The organism is Flavobacterium ranwuense, from assembly GCF_004349315.1.
Taxonomy (GTDB): Bacteria; Bacteroidota; Bacteroidia; order Flavobacteriales; family Flavobacteriaceae; genus Flavobacterium; species Flavobacterium ranwuense.
This window is the reverse complement of record NZ_SMLH01000005.1, coordinates 174,457-192,548: the sequence shown is the minus strand read 5'-3', so window position 1 is coordinate 192,548 and position 18,092 is coordinate 174,457. Positions and strand designations below refer to the sequence as shown.

Sequence of the window (18,092 nt, the reverse complement as noted above, 5' to 3'; positions counted from 1 at the left end):
AGCTAAATTTCCAACAACTTTTAACCTTAAAAATTAAACTCCTACAATGGGAATAGTATTAAATCAATCTTTAAAGAATACGATAATTACCTATTTGGGTTTTGGAATTGGTGCAATAAATACCCTTTATTTGTATCCCTTTTTTTTAGGAACTGTATTTTATGCTTTAACAAACTATATACTTTCTTGGGCAAATATTATTATGCCATTGTTGGCTTTTGGGATGCAAAATACTTTGGTGAAGTTCTATACCCAGTATAAAACAGAAGAAGAACGCTCTCAGTTTCTATCATTTACAGTGCTAATCCCTTTCTTATTGTGCATTCCTTTGGTATCGATTGGCTTATTCTTTTTTGAACCTATTTCATTGTACTTGAGTAAAGAAAATCCTGTAGTTAAGGATTATTTGTGGCTTATTCCATTTATAGGGCTAAGTATGGCTTATTTCGAAATTTTTTATGCTTGGGCAAGAGTTCACATGCATTCGGTTTTTGGAAATTTTGTTAAAGAGGTAGGGCTCAGATTATTTTCTTTATTTGCCTTGATTGGAGTTTATTACAAATGGATTACTGTTGTTGAATTTATTTATGTTACTGCGATTATTTATTTTCTGGCTTTTATTATAACTATGTTTTATGCTTTCCATATAAAAAAACCTGTTTTCCAGTTCTCTATTCCTCAAAATGTGAAAGATGTTTTAGTGTATACCTTTTTCATTATTTTATCAGGCAGTGTTGCGGTTATGTTGTTGGATATTGATAAGATTATGCTTAATCAATATATTAAAATTGAGAATATAGCCTATTATTCAGTTGCGACTTATATTGCTTCTGTTATTGCTGTTCCAAGTCGTGCAATGCATCAGATTACATATCCCATAACAGCTAAATTGATGCATGAGAATAAACATGATGAATTAAATGATTTGTATAAAAAAACTTCCATTAATCTACAAGTAGTTGGAGGTTTTGTAATGCTATGCATTTTTGTTAATATCAATCAGTTATATGTAATGGTTCCAAAAGAATACTGTGGAGGAATTCTTGTGGTATTTTTGATTGGGATTTCTAAATATTTTGATTTGATTTTAGGAAATAACAATGCTATCATTTTCAATTCAAAATATTATCGAATGGTTTTGTTTTTAGGTTTATTACTTGTTTTTTTGACAGTAGGATTAAACATGTTTTTTATACCTAGATACGCTATAACAGGAACTGCAGTTGCTACTTTATTGTCAATTACTCTATATAGTTTGGCTAAACTGCTTTTTGTGGTCAAGCGTATGCATTTGTACCCATTTACAAAACAGACATTGTATTCTCTTGCAATTACTTTTGTATTGTTCTTGTTATTTTATTTTTGGGAATTTCCTTTTCATCCCATAATAAGCATTGGTTTAAAATCAATTTTGGTTACTCTTTTATATGTTTATATCAACTACAAATTTGTTATTTCTATTGAAATTAATGAAGCTTTAGATATAGTTTTGAAAAAATTGAAGAATTAATTTATAAATTTTTTTCAGTTCAAAAGAATGACTAATCTTAATTTCTAAAAATAATCTTTCTAACAAAATTTCATCTATGTTTAGCGTTTTTTCTCTTAAGAAGATAATGACATAAGTTTTTACTATATAAATGATTAAGGGATTTTATATGTGAATATTATAACTTTAAATGATTATTGTGTAACTTTTAAAGTATCTAAAAAAATATATTTGTATAGAACTTTAATAGTAAAAATTATAGTCGTTTAATTGTTTTTAGATGGATCAAAAATCACTAAAAGTGGGTATTGTACAAGTAAGAGACTATTCTTATTTTTGCAGTTGTTATCTTTATAAAAGACAATAATAAATAGCTAAAATAATTTCCCCAATAATTATGAAAAGCAATACATACATAAACGAAGAAAGCCTACAAAAATTTACTAGTATCATAGCTAATAAAATCCATAATGGATTTATAATTATCGAAAGGAACGATACATTGCCTTTTGCAGTTTTATCAAAAGGCAGGAAAGAAGTAGATCATACTTTTAATTTTTTTCTTTTTTGCGTAACATTAGGTCTATGGTCAGTAGCTTGGATTTATTTAACTTATGTTTCTTCTAAAGAGAAAAATATAGTGATAGCAATCGATGAAGATGGAAATACATTTGAAGAAAAATGCTATTTAGAATAGCATTTTTATAATTTTTCTTTTAGGTATTTTCCAGTAACTGAATCTTTTATTTTTACAATTTGTTCAGGTGTTCCTGCTGCCAATAATTTACCGCCATTTTCTCCACCTTCTGGGCCTAAATCAATAATCCAGTCGGCACATTTGATAAGATCAAGGTTGTGTTCAATTACTAGTATTGAATGACCTTTGTCTATCAATGCATCAAAAGAAGCCAATAACTTCTTGATGTCATGAAAATGCAATCCGGTTGTAGGCTCGTCAAAAACAAATAAAGCTTTGTCTTTTGTAGCGCCTTTTACTAAGAATGAGGCGAGTTTTATACGCTGTGCTTCTCCACCGGAAAGTGTAGAAGATGATTGTCCCAATTGCACATAACCCAATCCCACATCCTGTAAAGGTTGTAATTTTTGAGTGATTTTAGTTTGTTTATTGGCTATAAAAAAAGCAATTGCATCATCTATAGTCATGGTGAGAATATCGTGAATATTTTTACCCTCAAAGGCTACTTCCAAAACTTCTTTCTTAAATCGTTTCCCGTTACAGGTTTCACATGGTAATTGTACATCCGCCATGAAAACCATTTCTACATTTATGGAACCTTCTCCTTTGCAGGTTTCACATCTTCCACCATCAACATTAAAAGAAAAATGTTTGGCTTGATACCCTCTTATTTTTGATAGTTTTTCTTTGGCATACAATTCCCGAATGTCATCATACGCTTTAATATAGGTCACAGGATTAGAACGGGAACTTCTTCCTATTGGGTTTTGATCTACATATTCAATATGCTTGATTTGCGAAAAGGAACCGGTCATTTCAGTAAATTGACCTGCTTTTTCGCCAACATTCTCCAGCTTTTTTTGCATCGCGGGAAAAAGAATTTTCTTTACCAATGTGCTTTTTCCACTTCCTGAAACTCCAGTAATAACGGTTAATACATCCAATGGAAAGATTACATCTATATTTTGAAGATTGTTTTCTCGAGCTCCTTTTATTTCAATAAAATTCTTGAAAAGCCTGCGTTTTTTGGGAACGGTAATTTCTAAGTCTCCATTCAAATATTTCGCTGTAAGTGATGTCGATTTTAATATTTCATCATACGTGCCTTGGGCCACCAGATTACCTCCAAAAGTTCCCGCTTCGGGACCAATATCAATAATCATATCCGCGGCTTTCATGATATCTTCATCATGTTCTACCACAATAACCGTGTTTCCTAAATCTCTTAACGATAACAATACTTTTATCAAGCGTTCTGTGTCTTTTGGGTGTAAACCAATGCTGGGTTCATCCAGGATATACATGGAACCGACTAGACTGCTTCCTAATGACGTCGCTAAGTTGATGCGTTGCGATTCTCCTCCTGAAAGCGTTGCTGAATTTCTGTTTAATGTCAGGTAGTCCAGTCCTACTTCGGTTAAAAAAGACAAGCGATTATTGATTTCTATTAACAATCGTTTCGCTATTTGTTTTTCATACACATCTAAATCAATATTTTCGAAAAAAGTAACCAAATGTTTAATAGGTAAATCAACTAAATCAGAAACTGTTTTTGAGTTAATTTTCACATACGAAGCTTCAATTCTCAAGCGTTTTCCTTTGCAGGAATGACATTTAGTTTTTCCTCTGTAACGCGAAAGCATAACTCTATTTTGGATTTTATAATTCTTTTCTTCCAGTTCTTTGAAGAAATCATTTAGACCTTGAAAATAGTTGTTTCCATTCCAAATCAATTCCTTTTGATCCTCAGATAATTGATAAAAAGGTTTATGTATTGGGAAATCAAATTTGTAAGCATTATTTACCAATTCGTCTCGAAACCAACTCATACTTTCACCACGCCAAGGAAAAATAGCATTTTCAAAAATGGATAAAGTTGTATTTGGCACCACTAATTCGGCATCAATTCCTATAATATTACCATAACCTTCACAAACAGGACACGCTCCGTATGGATTGTTAAAACTAAATAAATGAACGTTGGGTTCCAAAAATGTGATTCCATCCAATTCGAAATTATTGGAATACGAAAACTTTTTATCGGAGTTTAATTCCTGTAAATGGCAAATTCCTTTTCCTTCAAAGAAAGCAGTTTGTACCGCATCAGCCAATCTATTGTAGAATTCTTCTTCGTCTTTGACCACAATCCTATCAATAATGAGCGTTATGTCTTTATTGTCTAAAGAATGTTGGTCTATTTCGTCTAGCCGAACCATTTCATTATTCATCAGAATCCTTGCAAAACCTTGTTGTAGAAGCACTTTTAATTTGTCTTCCAGTTTTCGCCCTTCTTCTAAATGAATAGGAGCAAGAAGCAACCACTTGCTGTCAAGTTCAAAGCTTTTTACATCAGTAACCACATCAGTAACCGTATTTTTTTTGACTTCACGATCGGAAACAGGAGAATAAGTTCTTCCAATTCTGGCAAAAAGTAATTTTATATAATCGTAAATTTCTGTGGATGTTCCTACAGTAGAGCGCGCATTGGTTGTGTTTACCTTTTGTTCAATCGCAATTGCGGGAGCTATACCCTTTATATATTCCACTTTTGGTTTATCCAATCTTCCAAGAAATTGTCGTGCATACGACGACAAACTTTCTACATAACGACGTTGACCTTCGGCATATAAAGTGTCGAAAGCCAAACTTGATTTTCCAGAACCCGAAAGTCCTGTGATAACCACTAGTTTATTTCGAGGAATCGCAACATCTACATTTTTTAAGTTATGTACTTGTGCGCCTTTTATAATGATATTTTTCTTGGGATCTAATTTCGAAAGGTCAACTTGCATAAAAATGATAATTTTTACAAAAGTAATCAATTTTCAACTGACTAAAAGGGTTGAACAATTCACAAATAATGATTAAAAAAGATTGCAGTTGTTATTCCTTCAACGGTTATTATTCATCGATTACGTAGTTTTATATGTTAAAGAATGTCAGTTGTTTATGTGGATATTGAGGGCTAAAAATAAGGTTTTTTAAAGTTCATTATAGTGCAAGTGGTATTTTGTTTTCTTAGTTTCAGAATTCATTTTGAGAAAAAAGGTTCCTAATGTTATTCATCAGTTTACTGTTTTTTATAGGAATGTAAAAAAAGAAGAAAAATTTTAACAAATTTGGAGCTACTTATGTTAATTTTTATTAATTTTACTTGCATGTTAAAACAATAATTAGTTAAATTTGAAAACTTAACAAACCTAAATAAACACTAGCCTATAATAGAAAACTACTTTTTAGAGATATCTCTTATTTATTTTAAAACTAAAAAGTATTATTATGGTTAATATACAACTCCCTGATGCGTCATTGGTAAAGGATTATGTCGCAGGTAACGAGGATGCCTTAGCTAAACTAATAAAAAGGCACGAATCAAAAATTTATGGTTTTATTTATTCGAAAATTCCGGATAAAGACATTACCAACGATATTTTTCAAGATACTTTTATCAAAGTAATTAAAACTTTGAAATCAAATTCATATAATGAAGAAGGTAAATTCTTACCTTGGGTTATGCGTATATCTCATAATCTGGTTGTAGATCATTACAGGAAAACAAAAAAAATGCCCATGTTCAGGGAAACAGAAGAGTTCTCTATTTTCTCTATAATGTCTGATGGGGCTCAGACTATAGAAAATAAAATAATTTCGGAACAAGTCGAAATGGATTTAAAAAAGCTAATCGAAGGACTTCCGGCTGATCAAAAAGAGGTATTGGTGATGCGAATGTATCAAGATATGAGCTTTAAGGAAATTTCGGAATCGACTGGAGTTAGTATCAATACCGCTTTAGGCAGAATGCGTTATGCTTTAATGAATTTGAGAAAAGTGATTGACAAACACCAAATTGTTTTAACCAATTAACAATATGTTTAAACTTGCTACGTTGTAATATAAAGAAAAATATATATTACTCTATGGCAAAAACTTACTCAAAAAAAGCATCAGTTTCAAAAAACAGGAAACCAAGTAAAGAAACAATTTCTTTCTTATTAAGCTATTCCAAAGCGTTGAGCATAATAAAAATAGACAATAAAAGTTTTGAAATCATATCTAATTAAAATAGCTTAACTCCAATTATGGTTGGTCTTATGTAAATTTAATTTGGTTTTAAATTATTAAAAAATCCCATTATTTTTTTAAAAAAAATAATGGGATTTTTTGTTTAATGAGGCTTTACTTTTTATGATAGGAATCAATAACCGTTTTTCTTCCAATTGTTTTAGTGATAATATCCTTCTCTAAATCCCAGCCACGAGCCGGCGAATATTGCCTTCCGTACCATATAATCTGAAGATGTAAATCATTCCAAAACTCCTCAGGAAAAATTCTTTTAGCATCTTTCTCTGTCTGAACAACATTTTTTCCGTTTGTCAAATTCCATCGGTACATCAACCTATGAATGTGTGTGTCAACTGGAAAAGCGGGAACTCCAAAGGCTTGCGACATTACAACACTTGCAGTCTTATGTCCTACGGCGGGTAATTCCTCTAGAAATTCAAAACTTTGAGGTACTTTTCCTTCGTGTTTATCGATTAAAATATGGGATAAACCATGAATCCCTTTCGACTTCATTGGCGATAAGCCGCAAGGACGAATGATTTCCTTAATTTCCTCAACAGACATTTTTATCATATCATAAGGATTATCAGCCTTAGCAAAAAGTAACGGTGTAATTTGGTTCACGCGAACATCCGTACATTGTGCCGAAAGTAAAACTGCAATCAATAACGTATAAGGATCCTTATGGTCTAAAGGAATAGGAATCGTCGGATATAACTCTTTTAACGTATTTATAACAAAGGTTACACGTTCTTGTTTATTCATTATTCATTAAATTTGATTTGTAAAGGAAAACAATTTCAATGGCAATAGCAAAATTCAATTTCAATTCAAATAAATAAAAAATATAAATAATGACAACATTAAAAAAAGGAGATAAAGCACCTAATTTTGCAGGTCTTGACCAAGACGGAAAATCACATCAATTGGCAGATTATGCAGGTAAAAAATTAGTAGTTTTCTTTTATCCAAAAGCAAATACACCGGGATGTACTGCAGAAGCTTGTGATTTAAGAGATAATTTCGAGCGATTCCAGGCTAATAATTATGAACTGCTGGGTGTTAGTGCTGATGTGCAAAAAGCACAAGCCAAATTCAAAGAAAAATACGATTTTCCTTTTCCGTTATTGGCTGATGAAGATAAATCAGTAATTGAAGCATTTGGAGTTTGGGGACCAAAAAAATTCATGGGAAAAGAATACGATGGCATTCACAGAACCACTTTTGTAATTGATGAAAAAGGAATCATCGAGGACGTGATTTTAGATGTAAAAACTAAGGTTCATGCCGCTCAGATACTAAAGTAAGTCAGTGTTCAGTTTTTAGTGATCATTTACTGCAATTGCAGATAAGAATACAAAAACTGAAATCAAATTATGACAACAACACAAAGTCCAGAGTTGAGGTGTTAAATGACCTCAATTTTGGACTTTGTGTTGTAATTTAAATCGAAATTTTACTACTGATTTTAATAGTTATCAGGACTAGCAACTGACCACATTCACTAATTACTTTCCTTCAAAACTTTATTTGGGTCATACCCAAAAAGGCGGTGCTCTTTGATTATTTCAGCAATACCAGTCGGAAGCATTGTTTCCCAACCCAGTTTTCCTTGATTAATCATATTGAGCACTTCACGAGAGAAAACCTCTAGAATTGCAGGATCGTAATCATTGATGTCTACTACTTTTCCATTGAATTTAAAGAATTTGTACAACTCTTTCATTCTAGGATGTACTTTTAAGTTCTCCGATGTGATGATTTCTCCATCTTCTCCAATCATTGGATACAAGAAAACTTTCATATCGCGATAGAATAATTTTCCAAATGCTTCTAGAATTCCTCCGCTTAAATGACGGTAATATTTCTCATCAAAAATATCTACTAAATTATTCACACCCATGGCTAATCCCATTCTGGCTTTGGTATAATTAGCAAAATACTCCACCACTTTATAGTATTCCTGGAAATTTGAAATCATTACTGTTTGCCCAAGAGAACACAGTAATTCAGCTCTATCCATAAAATCTCTTTCGTCGATTTCACCATCAGAACGTAAGTTTGATAATGTAATTTCAAAAACTACCAGTGTATTTTCGGCATTTACCTTATTCTCATTCAGGAACATTTTCAATGATTTCTCATACATGTCCATGTTCACTTTTGTAACGGGACGAAAACTACCTCTAAAAGCAAGAATATTTTTTTTGTATAGAATTGCAGCGGGAAGAATGTTTTTACCTTCAGGATTAAACATTACCGCATCTGTCATCCCGTTTTTTACTAATTGTAAACTCATCAAACGATTGTCGACATCAGCAAAACGAGGCCCTGAGAAATTTATAGTGTCTATTTCTAACTGATCTTTATCTAAGTGATCGTATAAATAGCGCAATAATCGTTTAGGATCATTGTATTTATAATACGCTCCATAAATTAAGTTTACACCAAGAATACCAAGTGTTTCTTGCTGTAACCGTACATCAGTTTCTTTAAATCGAATGTGAATGATAATTTCGTTATAATCCTCATCCGGTTCAATTTGATAACTAATTCCAACCCATCCATGTCCTTTGAATTGTTTTGCAAAATCAATAGTAGCTACAGTATTGGCATAACTAAAAAACATTTTATTAGGATGTTTCTCTCTGCTCAAACGTTTTTCTATTAGATTTACTTCGTGAGAAAGCATTTTTTTAAGTCGGCTTTCGGTTACGTAACGGCCGTCTTCTTCAATGCCGTATACAGCATCACTAAAGTCTTTGTCATAGGCAGACATTGCTTTTGCAATTGTACCAGAAGAACCACCAGATCTAAAAAAATGTCTTACAGTTTCCTGTCCAGCTCCAATCTCTGCAAAAGTTCCGTAAATATTTTCATTTAAATTAATACGAAGTGCTTTGTCTTTAATTGAAGGGATTTGTTCGATGATTTTGTCACCTTTTAATTTTATTTCTGTATCCATTTTCTTTTAATATGGCTAATATGTTGCAAAGTTAATGAAATAGGTTTCTAATGAAAGATAATTAACCCTATTTTTGTAAATAAAAGCAATAAAATTGAAGGTATATTTTTTAGGAACTGGTACATCACAAGGGATTCCTGTTATTGGGAGCAATCATCCAGTATGTAAAAGCACTGATTTTAAAGACAAAAGACTGAGAGTTTCCGTTTGGATATCTTGGGGAAATCATTCTTTTGTAATTGATTGCGGACCTGATTTCAGGCAGCAAATGCTTTCTTCAAATTGTCAAAAAGTAGATGGAATCCTATTCACTCACGAACATGCTGACCATACAGCGGGAATAGATGATATTCGTCCGTTTAATTTTAAGCAGGGTGAAATCCCAATTTATGCACATCAAAGGGTCATCGATAATTTGAGAAGACGGTTTGAATATGTTTTTGAAACGGTAAATAAATACCCGGGCGCTCCTTCTGTTGCAACGATTGAAGTTGTCAATAATCAACCATTTTCTCTCGGAAATAAAACGGTAATTCCTATTGATGTAATGCATGGTGATCTTCAGGTTTTTGGCTATAGAATTGATGATTTTGCCTATTTGACGGATGTGAAAACTATTGAGAAAAGCGAAATTGAAAAATTAAAAAACTTAAAGGTATTGGTAATAAATGCTTTACGGGAAGAGCCTCATGATACGCATTTCAATTTGAAAGAAGCATTAGATTTTATAACTTTGGTGCAACCAAAAACAGCATATCTTACACACATTAGTCATATTATGGGATACCATGAAGAGGTTCAAAAAAATCTACCTCCAACTGTTTTCCTAGCGTACGACAATTTAGAAATTATACTATAATTCAATTTACAATGAAACAGTCATTATTCCTTTATCTCACTATTTTAGCGGTACTTTCTTCAATTTTCACTTATATGTTTTTGAGTAAACAGGTCGCATTTGAACAAACAAGGTATGAAAAAACCACAAAAAAGTTAAGAGACAGTCTAAGTTTAGTTTCGAATCAGTTAGCGGATGCTAACTATTTTTCTTTAGTGAAAAATGAAAATGCCCAAAATTATTTTGATTCAGGAAGTTCTGAAAAAATGATTCAATACGAAAAATTAATTCCTGTTGTTACCGAAAAATTATTAGACTATAATTCCAATCCAAAAGGAAATCCTTACACAGGTCAAGATCAAATTGGGACGAATAAATTTATTATCAATAAAGTAAGAATCCTAAATCACAGATGGATTATTGCGGATTTTAGTGACGGTGAAATTTGGGGAGAAGTTTTATTGAAATACTTTGTCAATGCCGATGACAGTATTTCTTTCGAAGTAAATCAATCATTATTATATCAAAAATAAGTGGTCATTCGCAGTTCTCAGTGTTCACTATAACTGAAAACTGCGACTGAATACTGTACACTATTTTTCAAGAAGCCAATTTTTAAAGTCATAGAAATTTTGTGGTGCTACTCCATGACCTACAGGATATTCTTTATAGGTTGTATTTATTCCTAAATTTTCTACTATTGCAGGTGTTTTTCTAGCCCATTCTACTGGGATTACTTGATCTACCGTTCCGTGTGAAGCAAATATTTTTAAGTTAGTAAAGTTGTTTTTAAGATAATCATCAGCCACAATCTCTAAATTCAAATAGCCGCTCATAGCCACCACTTTTTGAACTTTTTCTGGGTAGGAAAGTGCCACAGCATAACTCAAGATTGATCCTTGGCTGAAGCCAACTAAAGCAATTTGTGTTTCATCGATTGGATAATTAGCAATTAACTCATCAATAAATCCAGCGATTAAATCCCTTGATACTTTGGCTTGTTCGTGGTCTGAAAATTTATTTTGATCCGCATCAAAGTTTATCGCATACCATGCATAACTGCCGTATTGCAAGTCATAAGGCGCACGTGCTGAGATAATATAATATTCATCTGGAAGCTCAGTAGCAAATGAAAATAAATCTTCTTCATTGCTGCCGTATCCGTGTAATAAAAGGATAAGAGGATTTTTGTCTAATTTTATTTTAGGTTCTCGTATTTTATATTCTAAAGATAAATTCATAGTAGTGTTCAGTTCTGCAATCAAAAATCGTTAATCAACAATCTTCAATCAATTAAGAGATGTTTTTAAGCCATTTTTGAAAATAAGTTCCCAATAAAGGAACCGGTTTCGTTTCTCCTTTTATAGCACTGGTAATACCATAAGACCATAAAATAAATACGAAAATCCACATTGGAGCTGAAATCATTAAGCTGTCAAAATTGCTGATAATTAATCCAAGTGATATAAAAGTTAATGTGAGTCCCAGTCCTTGGCGAATGTGAAAAGAAGCAAACGCATTTTTATCTTCGGAGTTCATAGACATCGCTATAAACACGCCAATTCCTAAAATATAGCTTGTGATGGCGGCAGTTTTTCCTGTTTCGGTAGTATTATTCATTTTTATTTGTGCTCACCTTGAGGTTTGTGAGGTTTTTTATTTATGCTAAAATTAATTTTCCTTGATTCACAATTCCGTGTACTTTCCCTTTCATTTCTGTTTCCAGAAAAGCAGAGTTTTTCGATTTTGATAAAATGGATGATTTTGTAAAAATACTTTTTGGTTCCGGATTAAATAAGGTAATATTTGCTTTTGAACCTTCATTTATGATTTGGATATCAATACCAAATCTAGATTTTCCAGCAGTCAATTTATCTATTACGGTTTCTAATGGCAATACGGTCATCAAAGCACCAAAAGCACTTTCCATTCCAATCGTTCCATTTTTGGCACCATCAAATTCCATTTTCTTGTGTTCAATGTCCATCGGATTATGGTCGGATGTAATCATATCGATCGTTCCTTCTTTTATTCCTTTCAGTAATGCTTTTCTATCAGCTTCAGTTCTAAGTGGCGGTGAAACTTTATATCTGGTGTCGAATCCTTCTAATTTTTCATCTGTTAAAACTAAATTATGCACAGCTGCACTGCAGGTTACATTTAATCCATTGGCTTTAGCCTCTTTGATTAATTGAACTGATTTTTTAGTCGAAATGGTCGGAATGTGTAGTTTTCCTCCAGTATATTCTAACAGAAATAAATTTCTTGCGATTTGTAATTCTTCAGCAAGATTTGGAATTCCTTTCAAGCCTAATCGGGTAGAAACAATGCCTTCATTCGCCACTCCATTTCCTTTTATATTTTCGTCTTGGGAAAAAGCAAGAATCAATCCATTAAAATCCTGAACGTATTGTAAGGCAATTTTCAGCAAATTAGCATTATCCAAACTTTTATTATAATCTCCAAAAGCTACGGCTCCAGCTTTTTTCATATCATACAATTCGGCCATGTCTTTTCCTGCACTTTCTTTACTTAAAGCGCCAATAGGATACAGTTGAGTTGCAAATTCTTGTGCTTTATTTAAAACAAAATTCACTTGGGATTGATTGTCAATAATAGGGAAGGAGTTGGGTTGTAATGCGATTGCAGTAAAACCGCTTTTGGCAGCTACATTAAGTCCGTTTGATAGGGTTTCTCGGTCTTCAAAACCAGGTTCTCCAAGAGAAACGCTACTGTCAAACCAACCTTGTGATACGTGTAAATTATCAAGTTTTACCTCGTCTGCTTTATCTGGATTTGGAAGCGATGTTCCAATTTTTTTTATAAAACCATCAACAATTAAAATATCTACAGTCTTATTATGAAAGGGACTTTTAGAATCGATAATTTTTGCTTCTCTGATGATTATGTTCATATTGATTGTTTAATTATTTGGATCTTCGTTATTTACTTTACGAATCGTATAATTGCCATTTCGGTTATTAGAAATAACAGTGCAAAGATAACAAACCATTTCCAAATTTGATTATCAGTTCTGTCAGTTTGTAAAGTGTCAAATAGCGATGGTATAGATTCAATGGTTTTATAGTCAGAAAGAATATTATCATTGGCTGAAGCCAAATCACTTTCTGTTCTATTGTAATTGAAACTGATGTTTTCGATCCACTCTTTTTTATTGTAAATTCTAAAATTTCCGGCTTGTTCCGGATAATCATTGAAAGTCATTTTGACTTTATTATTAAGAATTTGTTGGATAGGAATAAATTGTTCGTCTAGGCCTTTTACCGTTAAAATAGCGTCTTTGTTTAGCGAAGCTTCGGTCAAGTGTGGGTTGTTATTTCCTATTATCAAAGCATTTACACCGTTGTTTTGATTGTTCATCGCCATCTTGTAAAATGTAGGTACAATTAATGGAGATTGCTGAAAATTTGAATTTTCGATGTTGATAGGAGCTGCAAAAACAGCAACCGCCGAAACCGAATTTACTATCGAAGTCAAGAAAACACTTTGGTCCTCATAAGACAAAGCAGCAGGACTTGAGCTAGATATTATAAAGGAACTTTTTGTCTTTGGATATTGAAAATTAGTCACTTTCTTTTCGAATACGCTATTGAATATAGGATGATTGAAGTTGATTTTAGTAATCAGTTTTTCTCTGTTTTCTAAAGAATTGAATGTAAGTTTTCCAAAATTCGATAGAAAAGAATTCATATTTGTAGTTAAATTTATCACCGAAGGAATCACAATTAAATTGCCGCCTTTTTCTACAAAAGATTTTAAAGTGGTAGTCAAAGCTTGTGGGATTTCATCCAATTCATTTAAAACAATCGCGTCTTGTTCTTCCAGTTTATTGTAATCTAATGTACTTAAAGTGTAATTATTAAGATTGAATTCTTCACTGGTGTAAATTCGGGAAAGAAAGTTGCTTTTCGCTGGTTCTCCAATGCTGATAATGTTGGTTTTCTTGGTTTTAGAAATGCTGAAATACAACGTGTTATCATAATTCAACCCATTGTCAACTATAGAAAAATAGCCATGAAAGGCTTGTTTTGGAATCGTAAAATTGAGATTTTTTTTCTTCGTGTCTAATGTTACTATTGTCTTTGCAATGAGCTTGTTTTCATTGTATAAAGAAATAGGAATCGGGTTAAAATCCTCGCCATAACCGGATATTTGAACACTAATTTCATAAAAATTTTCTAAAGTTTTATTAATAAAAACGCTGTCAATAGAAACATTATTTTTTTGCTCTGCTTTTGTGATTATAAATAAAGGAGAGTCAGCTGCATTTATATTTTTTAATTGTTTTTCATCAAGTCCTACGGCATCGGTAATGATAACGATATCTTTTTTAAAAGCCGATTTATGCGCTTTTATTTTTGCCATTATATTGTCCAATTGGAACGGAGTAGCGCTGTATTTTAGATTTTGCAAAGCACCACGAACCGATTTTATATCTGTATTCCAATAATTTTCGGAATTGCTAAGCAAAGAGAAATTTAAATTTTCAGGAGTTTCTTCAAGCAGTTCCTGAACAGCTCGTTTTAGCAATTCACCTTTTTTGCCTTTGGCTTGCATACTAAAAGAATTGTCCAAAATAATATACAGTTCATTGCTGGCATTTTTACTGTCTTTTGACTCAAAATAAGGCTGTGCAAATGCTATAATAATACAAGTTAACAATAATAATCGGCAGGTGAGAAGCAACCATTTCTTTATTTTAGAGCTTTTTCGGGTTTGTATGGAAAGTGCTTTTAAGAAACGAACATTGGTAAAATATTCTTTTTTGAAACGGCGTAATTGAAATAAATGGACCAAAATTGGAACAATCAATAAGAACAGAAAGTATAAAATTTCGGGATGTTTAAAATGCATTCTGAGGTTGAGTTTACTTCACTGGATTTTATTTTCAATGGAGCTCATTGAATTTCATGAGTCAAAAATACAAATTTGTTGACAGTTTTAGATGAAGTTGTTATAATTTTTCAAAGGAATAAACAATTGACATTCATTATGGATATAATGTGTATTTTAGCTTTTCAATAAAATTTAAAAACATGAAAAAACCGTTTGCTGTTGTTCTATTAATTTTCATTTTTGCAAGTGTTCAGGCACAAAAAAATAAATTTAATTTACTGATTGGAACCTACACCCAAAGTTGTGATAGCAAAGGAATTTATGTATATGATTTTGATTCAAAGACAGGTGATTTTAGTTTTAAAAATGCAACTGAAAAAGTTATAAATCCGAGTTATTTGACGGTTTCAAAAGACAATAACTTTATTTATTCCGTGAATGAGTATGGTGCTGAAAGTACGGTAAGTTCTTTCAGTTACACTCCATCAAGCGGTGAATTAAACTTAATCAACAAACAAAGTTCAAAAGGAGCAAATCCTTGTTACATTATAAACGATGATAAAAATGTGATAGTTGCCAATTATTCCGGCGGAAATATCTCCGTTTTTAGTAAAAATAACGACGGAAGTCTAGCTGAAGCAAAGCAAGTAGTACAACATTATGGAAAAGGAATTAATGTACAAAGACAAGAAGGTCCTCATGTGCATATGGTTCATTTTTCCCCAGATAAAAAGTTTGTTTTGTCTAACGATTTAGGGAATGACAAAGTATATTCGTATGTCTATAATCCTAATGCTGCCAGTACTGTTTTAGAATTAAAGGATAGCATTTCAGTTAAATCAGGAAGTGGACCAAGACATTTGACCTTTAGCAAGGACGGTAAATTTGTTTATCTATTACAGGAACTTGACGGAGCGTTAACGGTATTTAGTTATTCAAACGGGATATTGAAAAAGATTGATGAAACCACTATTTTAGCAAAAGACTTCAAAGGGACTTTTAGTTCTGCGGATATCCATATTTCACCTGACGGAAAGTTTTTATATGCTTCCAATCGCGGGGAAGCTAATAACATTACAATTTTTAAAATTCTAAAAAACGGAAAATTACTATTGAAAGGACAAACCATTACTTTAGGGAAAGGACCTAGAAATTTTGCGATTGATCCAACTGGGAATTTTCTTTTGGTTGCACATCAATATACAAATGATATTGTAATTTTTAAAAGAAATAAAAATACGGGAGCACTTACAGATACTGGAAAGAAGATTGCTTTGTGTTCTCCGGTTTGCTTGGTTTTTACAAAGAATTAATATTACAATTCAAGAAAAAGGCTAAAAATGAGTATCATTTTTAGCCTTTTTTAGTTTACTATTTATTCTTGTCTTTTCTCTTTTTGTCTCTGGTTTTTAGCATGTTTCTATTTACAGAACCGTGCGTTTTTTTCTTGGTTACCCCAGGTCCACCCAAATTGACTTTCTTATTCTTTTTGCTTTTTTCTTGAAAAGCTCCATCTCCGTCAAGTTTTTGTTTTTTCATCATAAACTTAATCGGTTGTCTGTCTTTTTCAGGTTCGATTAATTTTGAAGAAACTTCAACGGTTTCCGGGAAAGGTTCGATAGCTAATTCCATATTCATCAGCACTTCTATTTCCACTTTGGATTCTTCTTCACGAGGCGCGATAAGACTTATTGCGGTTCCTGTAGCATCTGCACGACCGGTTCTACCAATTCTGTGCATATACAATTCAGGCATTTCAGGCATTTCGAAATTGATAACATGAGTAATATTGGAAATATCCAAACCTCTAGCCATAATATCAGTAGTAATCAAACCACGGAGATTTCCTTCTTGAAAGGAAGCCATCGTACTCAAACGATAATTTTGTGATTTATTCGAGTGAATTACCCCAAACTGACCTTCAAAATCTTCTTCGATACGTTCGTGAACCATATCTGAAATCTTCTTATTATTGACAAATACTAAAACACGACTCATGTCTTCGTTGTTTTGCAATAAGTATTTTAGAAGGTTTATTTTGGTATTAAAATTGGGAACATTATAGGCAATTTGTTTGATGTTTTCCAAAGGAGTTCCTGATGCTGAAAGAGTAACTTCTTCCGGATAATCAAAATAGTCATTCAAAATAGCATCCACTTCATCCGTCATAGTTGCCGAAAATAGTATGTTCTGACGTTTTTTAGGCATCATGGCCAAAATAGCGGTCAATTGGGTACGGAAACCTAAATTAAGCATTTCGTCAAACTCATCGATTACCAATTTTTGCATTTCTTCAAAACGAATCACATTATCCAGCGTTAAATCCATGATTCTTCCTGGAGTTCCCACTAGTATGTCGCAGCCTTTATAAACGGTTGTTTTTTGAGTATTAATGTTGACTCCTCCAAAAATACCAACGGTACGAACCGACATGTATTTTGTCAATTTTTCTACTTCTTCCACTACTTGCACTACAAGCTCACGTGTAGGAACCAGAATTACTATTTTAGGGGTATGTCCCGGAGTAAATTTATATAATTTTAATAAAGGCAACAGATAGGCAAATGTTTTACCGGTACCAGTTTGTGCAATTCCCATCATATCTCTTCCAGACATTATCACAGAAAAAGTTTTTTCTTGGATGGGAGTTGGAGATGTAAATCCTAAATCATCTATTGCTTTTTGCACAGATTTAGGGAGATTGAATTGTTCGAAAGTACTCATTTGCTTAAATTTTGTGCAAAGATACGTTTTTTATGAGGATACTAACATTAGGTAATAGTATTGTTATTTTTAGATTAGTTTAAACACAACCTTTTAAACAAAACGTTTTACTCTTAAAACTAATTCGATAGGATTAAATGGTTTGGCTATGAAATCATCCACACCTAATTTAAAACCTTCAATAACTGTTAAATCTTCCTTACCTAAAGCTGAAACTATAATCACTGGAATACTGGGATAGTTTTTTTTAGAATAGGCCGTAATTTCCAGTCCTGATTTATAAGGCATCATAATATCGGTGATAATTAAATCAGGTTGAAGAATCCCTATTTGTTCTATTCCGTCGTTACCATCTTTAGATATATAAGTTTCATAACCTTCTTTCTTTAAAATAAAATCTAGAATTTTAATTATTAGATTGTCATCTTCTATTATTAATATTTTTTTTGGGCTCATTTTA

At 32.3% G+C, this 18,092-nt stretch carries 17 protein-coding genes; 8 read left to right on the top strand and 9 right to left on the bottom strand.

Annotation, left to right across the window (positions count from 1 at the left end; genetic code table 11):
• Positions 1-46: 46 nt before the first annotated feature.
• Both E0I61_RS10780 and E0I61_RS10775 read left to right on the top strand, forming a co-directional pair.
• Positions 47-1,510: a lipopolysaccharide biosynthesis protein gene (locus tag E0I61_RS10780; protein WP_131994478.1), complete on the top strand. Its 1,464-nt coding sequence runs from the start codon at positions 47-49 to the stop codon at positions 1,508-1,510.
• A 376-nt stretch (positions 1,511-1,886) separates the two neighbouring features.
• Positions 1,887-2,186, top strand: coding sequence for a hypothetical protein (locus E0I61_RS10775; RefSeq protein ID WP_131994481.1), 300 nt, complete (start codon positions 1,887-1,889; stop codon positions 2,184-2,186).
• A gap of 5 nt (positions 2,187-2,191) precedes the next feature.
• On the opposite strand, the gene uvrA is transcribed toward E0I61_RS10775, so the two are convergent.
• Positions 2,192-4,978, bottom strand: coding sequence for an excinuclease ABC subunit UvrA (uvrA, locus tag E0I61_RS10770; protein WP_132071344.1), 2,787 nt, complete (start codon positions 4,976-4,978; stop codon positions 2,192-2,194).
• A gap of 487 nt (positions 4,979-5,465) precedes the next feature.
• Between uvrA and E0I61_RS10765 the strand changes: the two genes are divergently transcribed.
• Positions 5,466-6,050, top strand: coding sequence for an RNA polymerase sigma factor (locus tag E0I61_RS10765; RefSeq protein ID WP_131916883.1), 585 nt, complete (start codon positions 5,466-5,468; stop codon positions 6,048-6,050).
• A 53-nt stretch (positions 6,051-6,103) separates the two neighbouring features.
• Positions 6,104-6,247: a hypothetical protein gene (locus E0I61_RS16320; protein WP_165930213.1), complete on the top strand. Its 144-nt coding sequence runs from the start codon at positions 6,104-6,106 to the stop codon at positions 6,245-6,247.
• Positions 6,248-6,362: 115 nt separating this feature from the next.
• On the opposite strand, the gene E0I61_RS10760 is transcribed toward E0I61_RS16320, so the two are convergent.
• Entirely contained in the window at positions 6,363-7,013 is a 651-nt protein-coding gene (locus tag E0I61_RS10760) for an endonuclease III domain-containing protein (RefSeq protein WP_131994487.1), read from the bottom strand.
• Between the two features lie 89 nt (positions 7,014-7,102).
• Here E0I61_RS10760 and bcp point away from each other — a divergent pair, with 89 nt between their 5' ends.
• Positions 7,103-7,555 carry a thioredoxin-dependent thiol peroxidase gene (gene bcp, locus E0I61_RS10755; RefSeq protein ID WP_131994490.1) on the top strand — a complete coding sequence of 151 codons (453 nt, stop codon included), beginning with the start codon at positions 7,103-7,105 and terminating at the stop codon, positions 7,553-7,555.
• 197 nt (positions 7,556-7,752) lie between these two features.
• On the opposite strand, the gene E0I61_RS10750 is transcribed toward bcp, so the two are convergent.
• Positions 7,753-9,213 carry a TonB-dependent receptor gene (locus tag E0I61_RS10750; RefSeq protein ID WP_131994492.1) on the bottom strand — a complete coding sequence of 487 codons (1,461 nt, stop codon included), beginning with the start codon at positions 9,211-9,213 and terminating at the stop codon, positions 7,753-7,755.
• Positions 9,214-9,307: 94 nt separating this feature from the next.
• Here E0I61_RS10750 and E0I61_RS10745 point away from each other — a divergent pair, with 94 nt between their 5' ends.
• A complete protein-coding gene (locus tag E0I61_RS10745; protein WP_132071342.1) occupies positions 9,308-10,072 on the top strand; it encodes an MBL fold metallo-hydrolase in 765 nt (254 codons plus the stop codon).
• A gap of 11 nt (positions 10,073-10,083) precedes the next feature.
• Entirely contained in the window at positions 10,084-10,584 is a 501-nt protein-coding gene (locus E0I61_RS10740; RefSeq protein WP_132071340.1) for a hypothetical protein, read from the top strand.
• Between the two features lie 60 nt (positions 10,585-10,644).
• Here E0I61_RS10740 and E0I61_RS10735 read toward each other — a convergent pair whose 3' ends face one another.
• The 4 genes from E0I61_RS10735 to E0I61_RS10720 are packed head-to-tail and all read right to left on the bottom strand — an operon-like array spanning position 10,645 to position 14,926.
• Complete coding sequence (locus E0I61_RS10735) at positions 10,645-11,292, bottom strand: alpha/beta hydrolase (RefSeq protein WP_132071338.1); 648 nt, start codon at positions 11,290-11,292, stop codon at positions 10,645-10,647.
• A gap of 52 nt (positions 11,293-11,344) precedes the next feature.
• Positions 11,345-11,671 (bottom strand): hypothetical protein, encoded by a 327-nt coding sequence (locus E0I61_RS10730; RefSeq protein ID WP_132071336.1) that lies wholly within the window; start codon positions 11,669-11,671, stop codon positions 11,345-11,347.
• A gap of 40 nt (positions 11,672-11,711) precedes the next feature.
• Entirely contained in the window at positions 11,712-12,965 is a 1,254-nt protein-coding gene (locus E0I61_RS10725) for a dihydroorotase (RefSeq protein ID WP_132071334.1), read from the bottom strand.
• A 32-nt stretch (positions 12,966-12,997) separates the two neighbouring features.
• Positions 12,998-14,926, bottom strand: coding sequence for a BatA domain-containing protein (locus tag E0I61_RS10720; protein ID WP_132071332.1), 1,929 nt, complete (start codon positions 14,924-14,926; stop codon positions 12,998-13,000).
• Between the two features lie 182 nt (positions 14,927-15,108).
• On the opposite strand from E0I61_RS10720, the gene E0I61_RS10715 reads away from it, so the two are divergent.
• Entirely contained in the window at positions 15,109-16,221 is a 1,113-nt protein-coding gene (locus E0I61_RS10715; protein ID WP_132071330.1) for a lactonase family protein, read from the top strand.
• Positions 16,222-16,279: 58 nt separating this feature from the next.
• On the opposite strand, the gene E0I61_RS10710 is transcribed toward E0I61_RS10715, so the two are convergent.
• Complete coding sequence (locus tag E0I61_RS10710; protein WP_131994517.1) at positions 16,280-17,632, bottom strand: DEAD/DEAH box helicase; 1,353 nt, start codon at positions 17,630-17,632, stop codon at positions 16,280-16,282.
• Between the two features lie 93 nt (positions 17,633-17,725).
• Entirely contained in the window at positions 17,726-18,088 is a 363-nt protein-coding gene (locus E0I61_RS10705) for a response regulator transcription factor (RefSeq protein ID WP_131994520.1), read from the bottom strand.
• Positions 18,089-18,092: the final 4 nt, after the last annotated feature.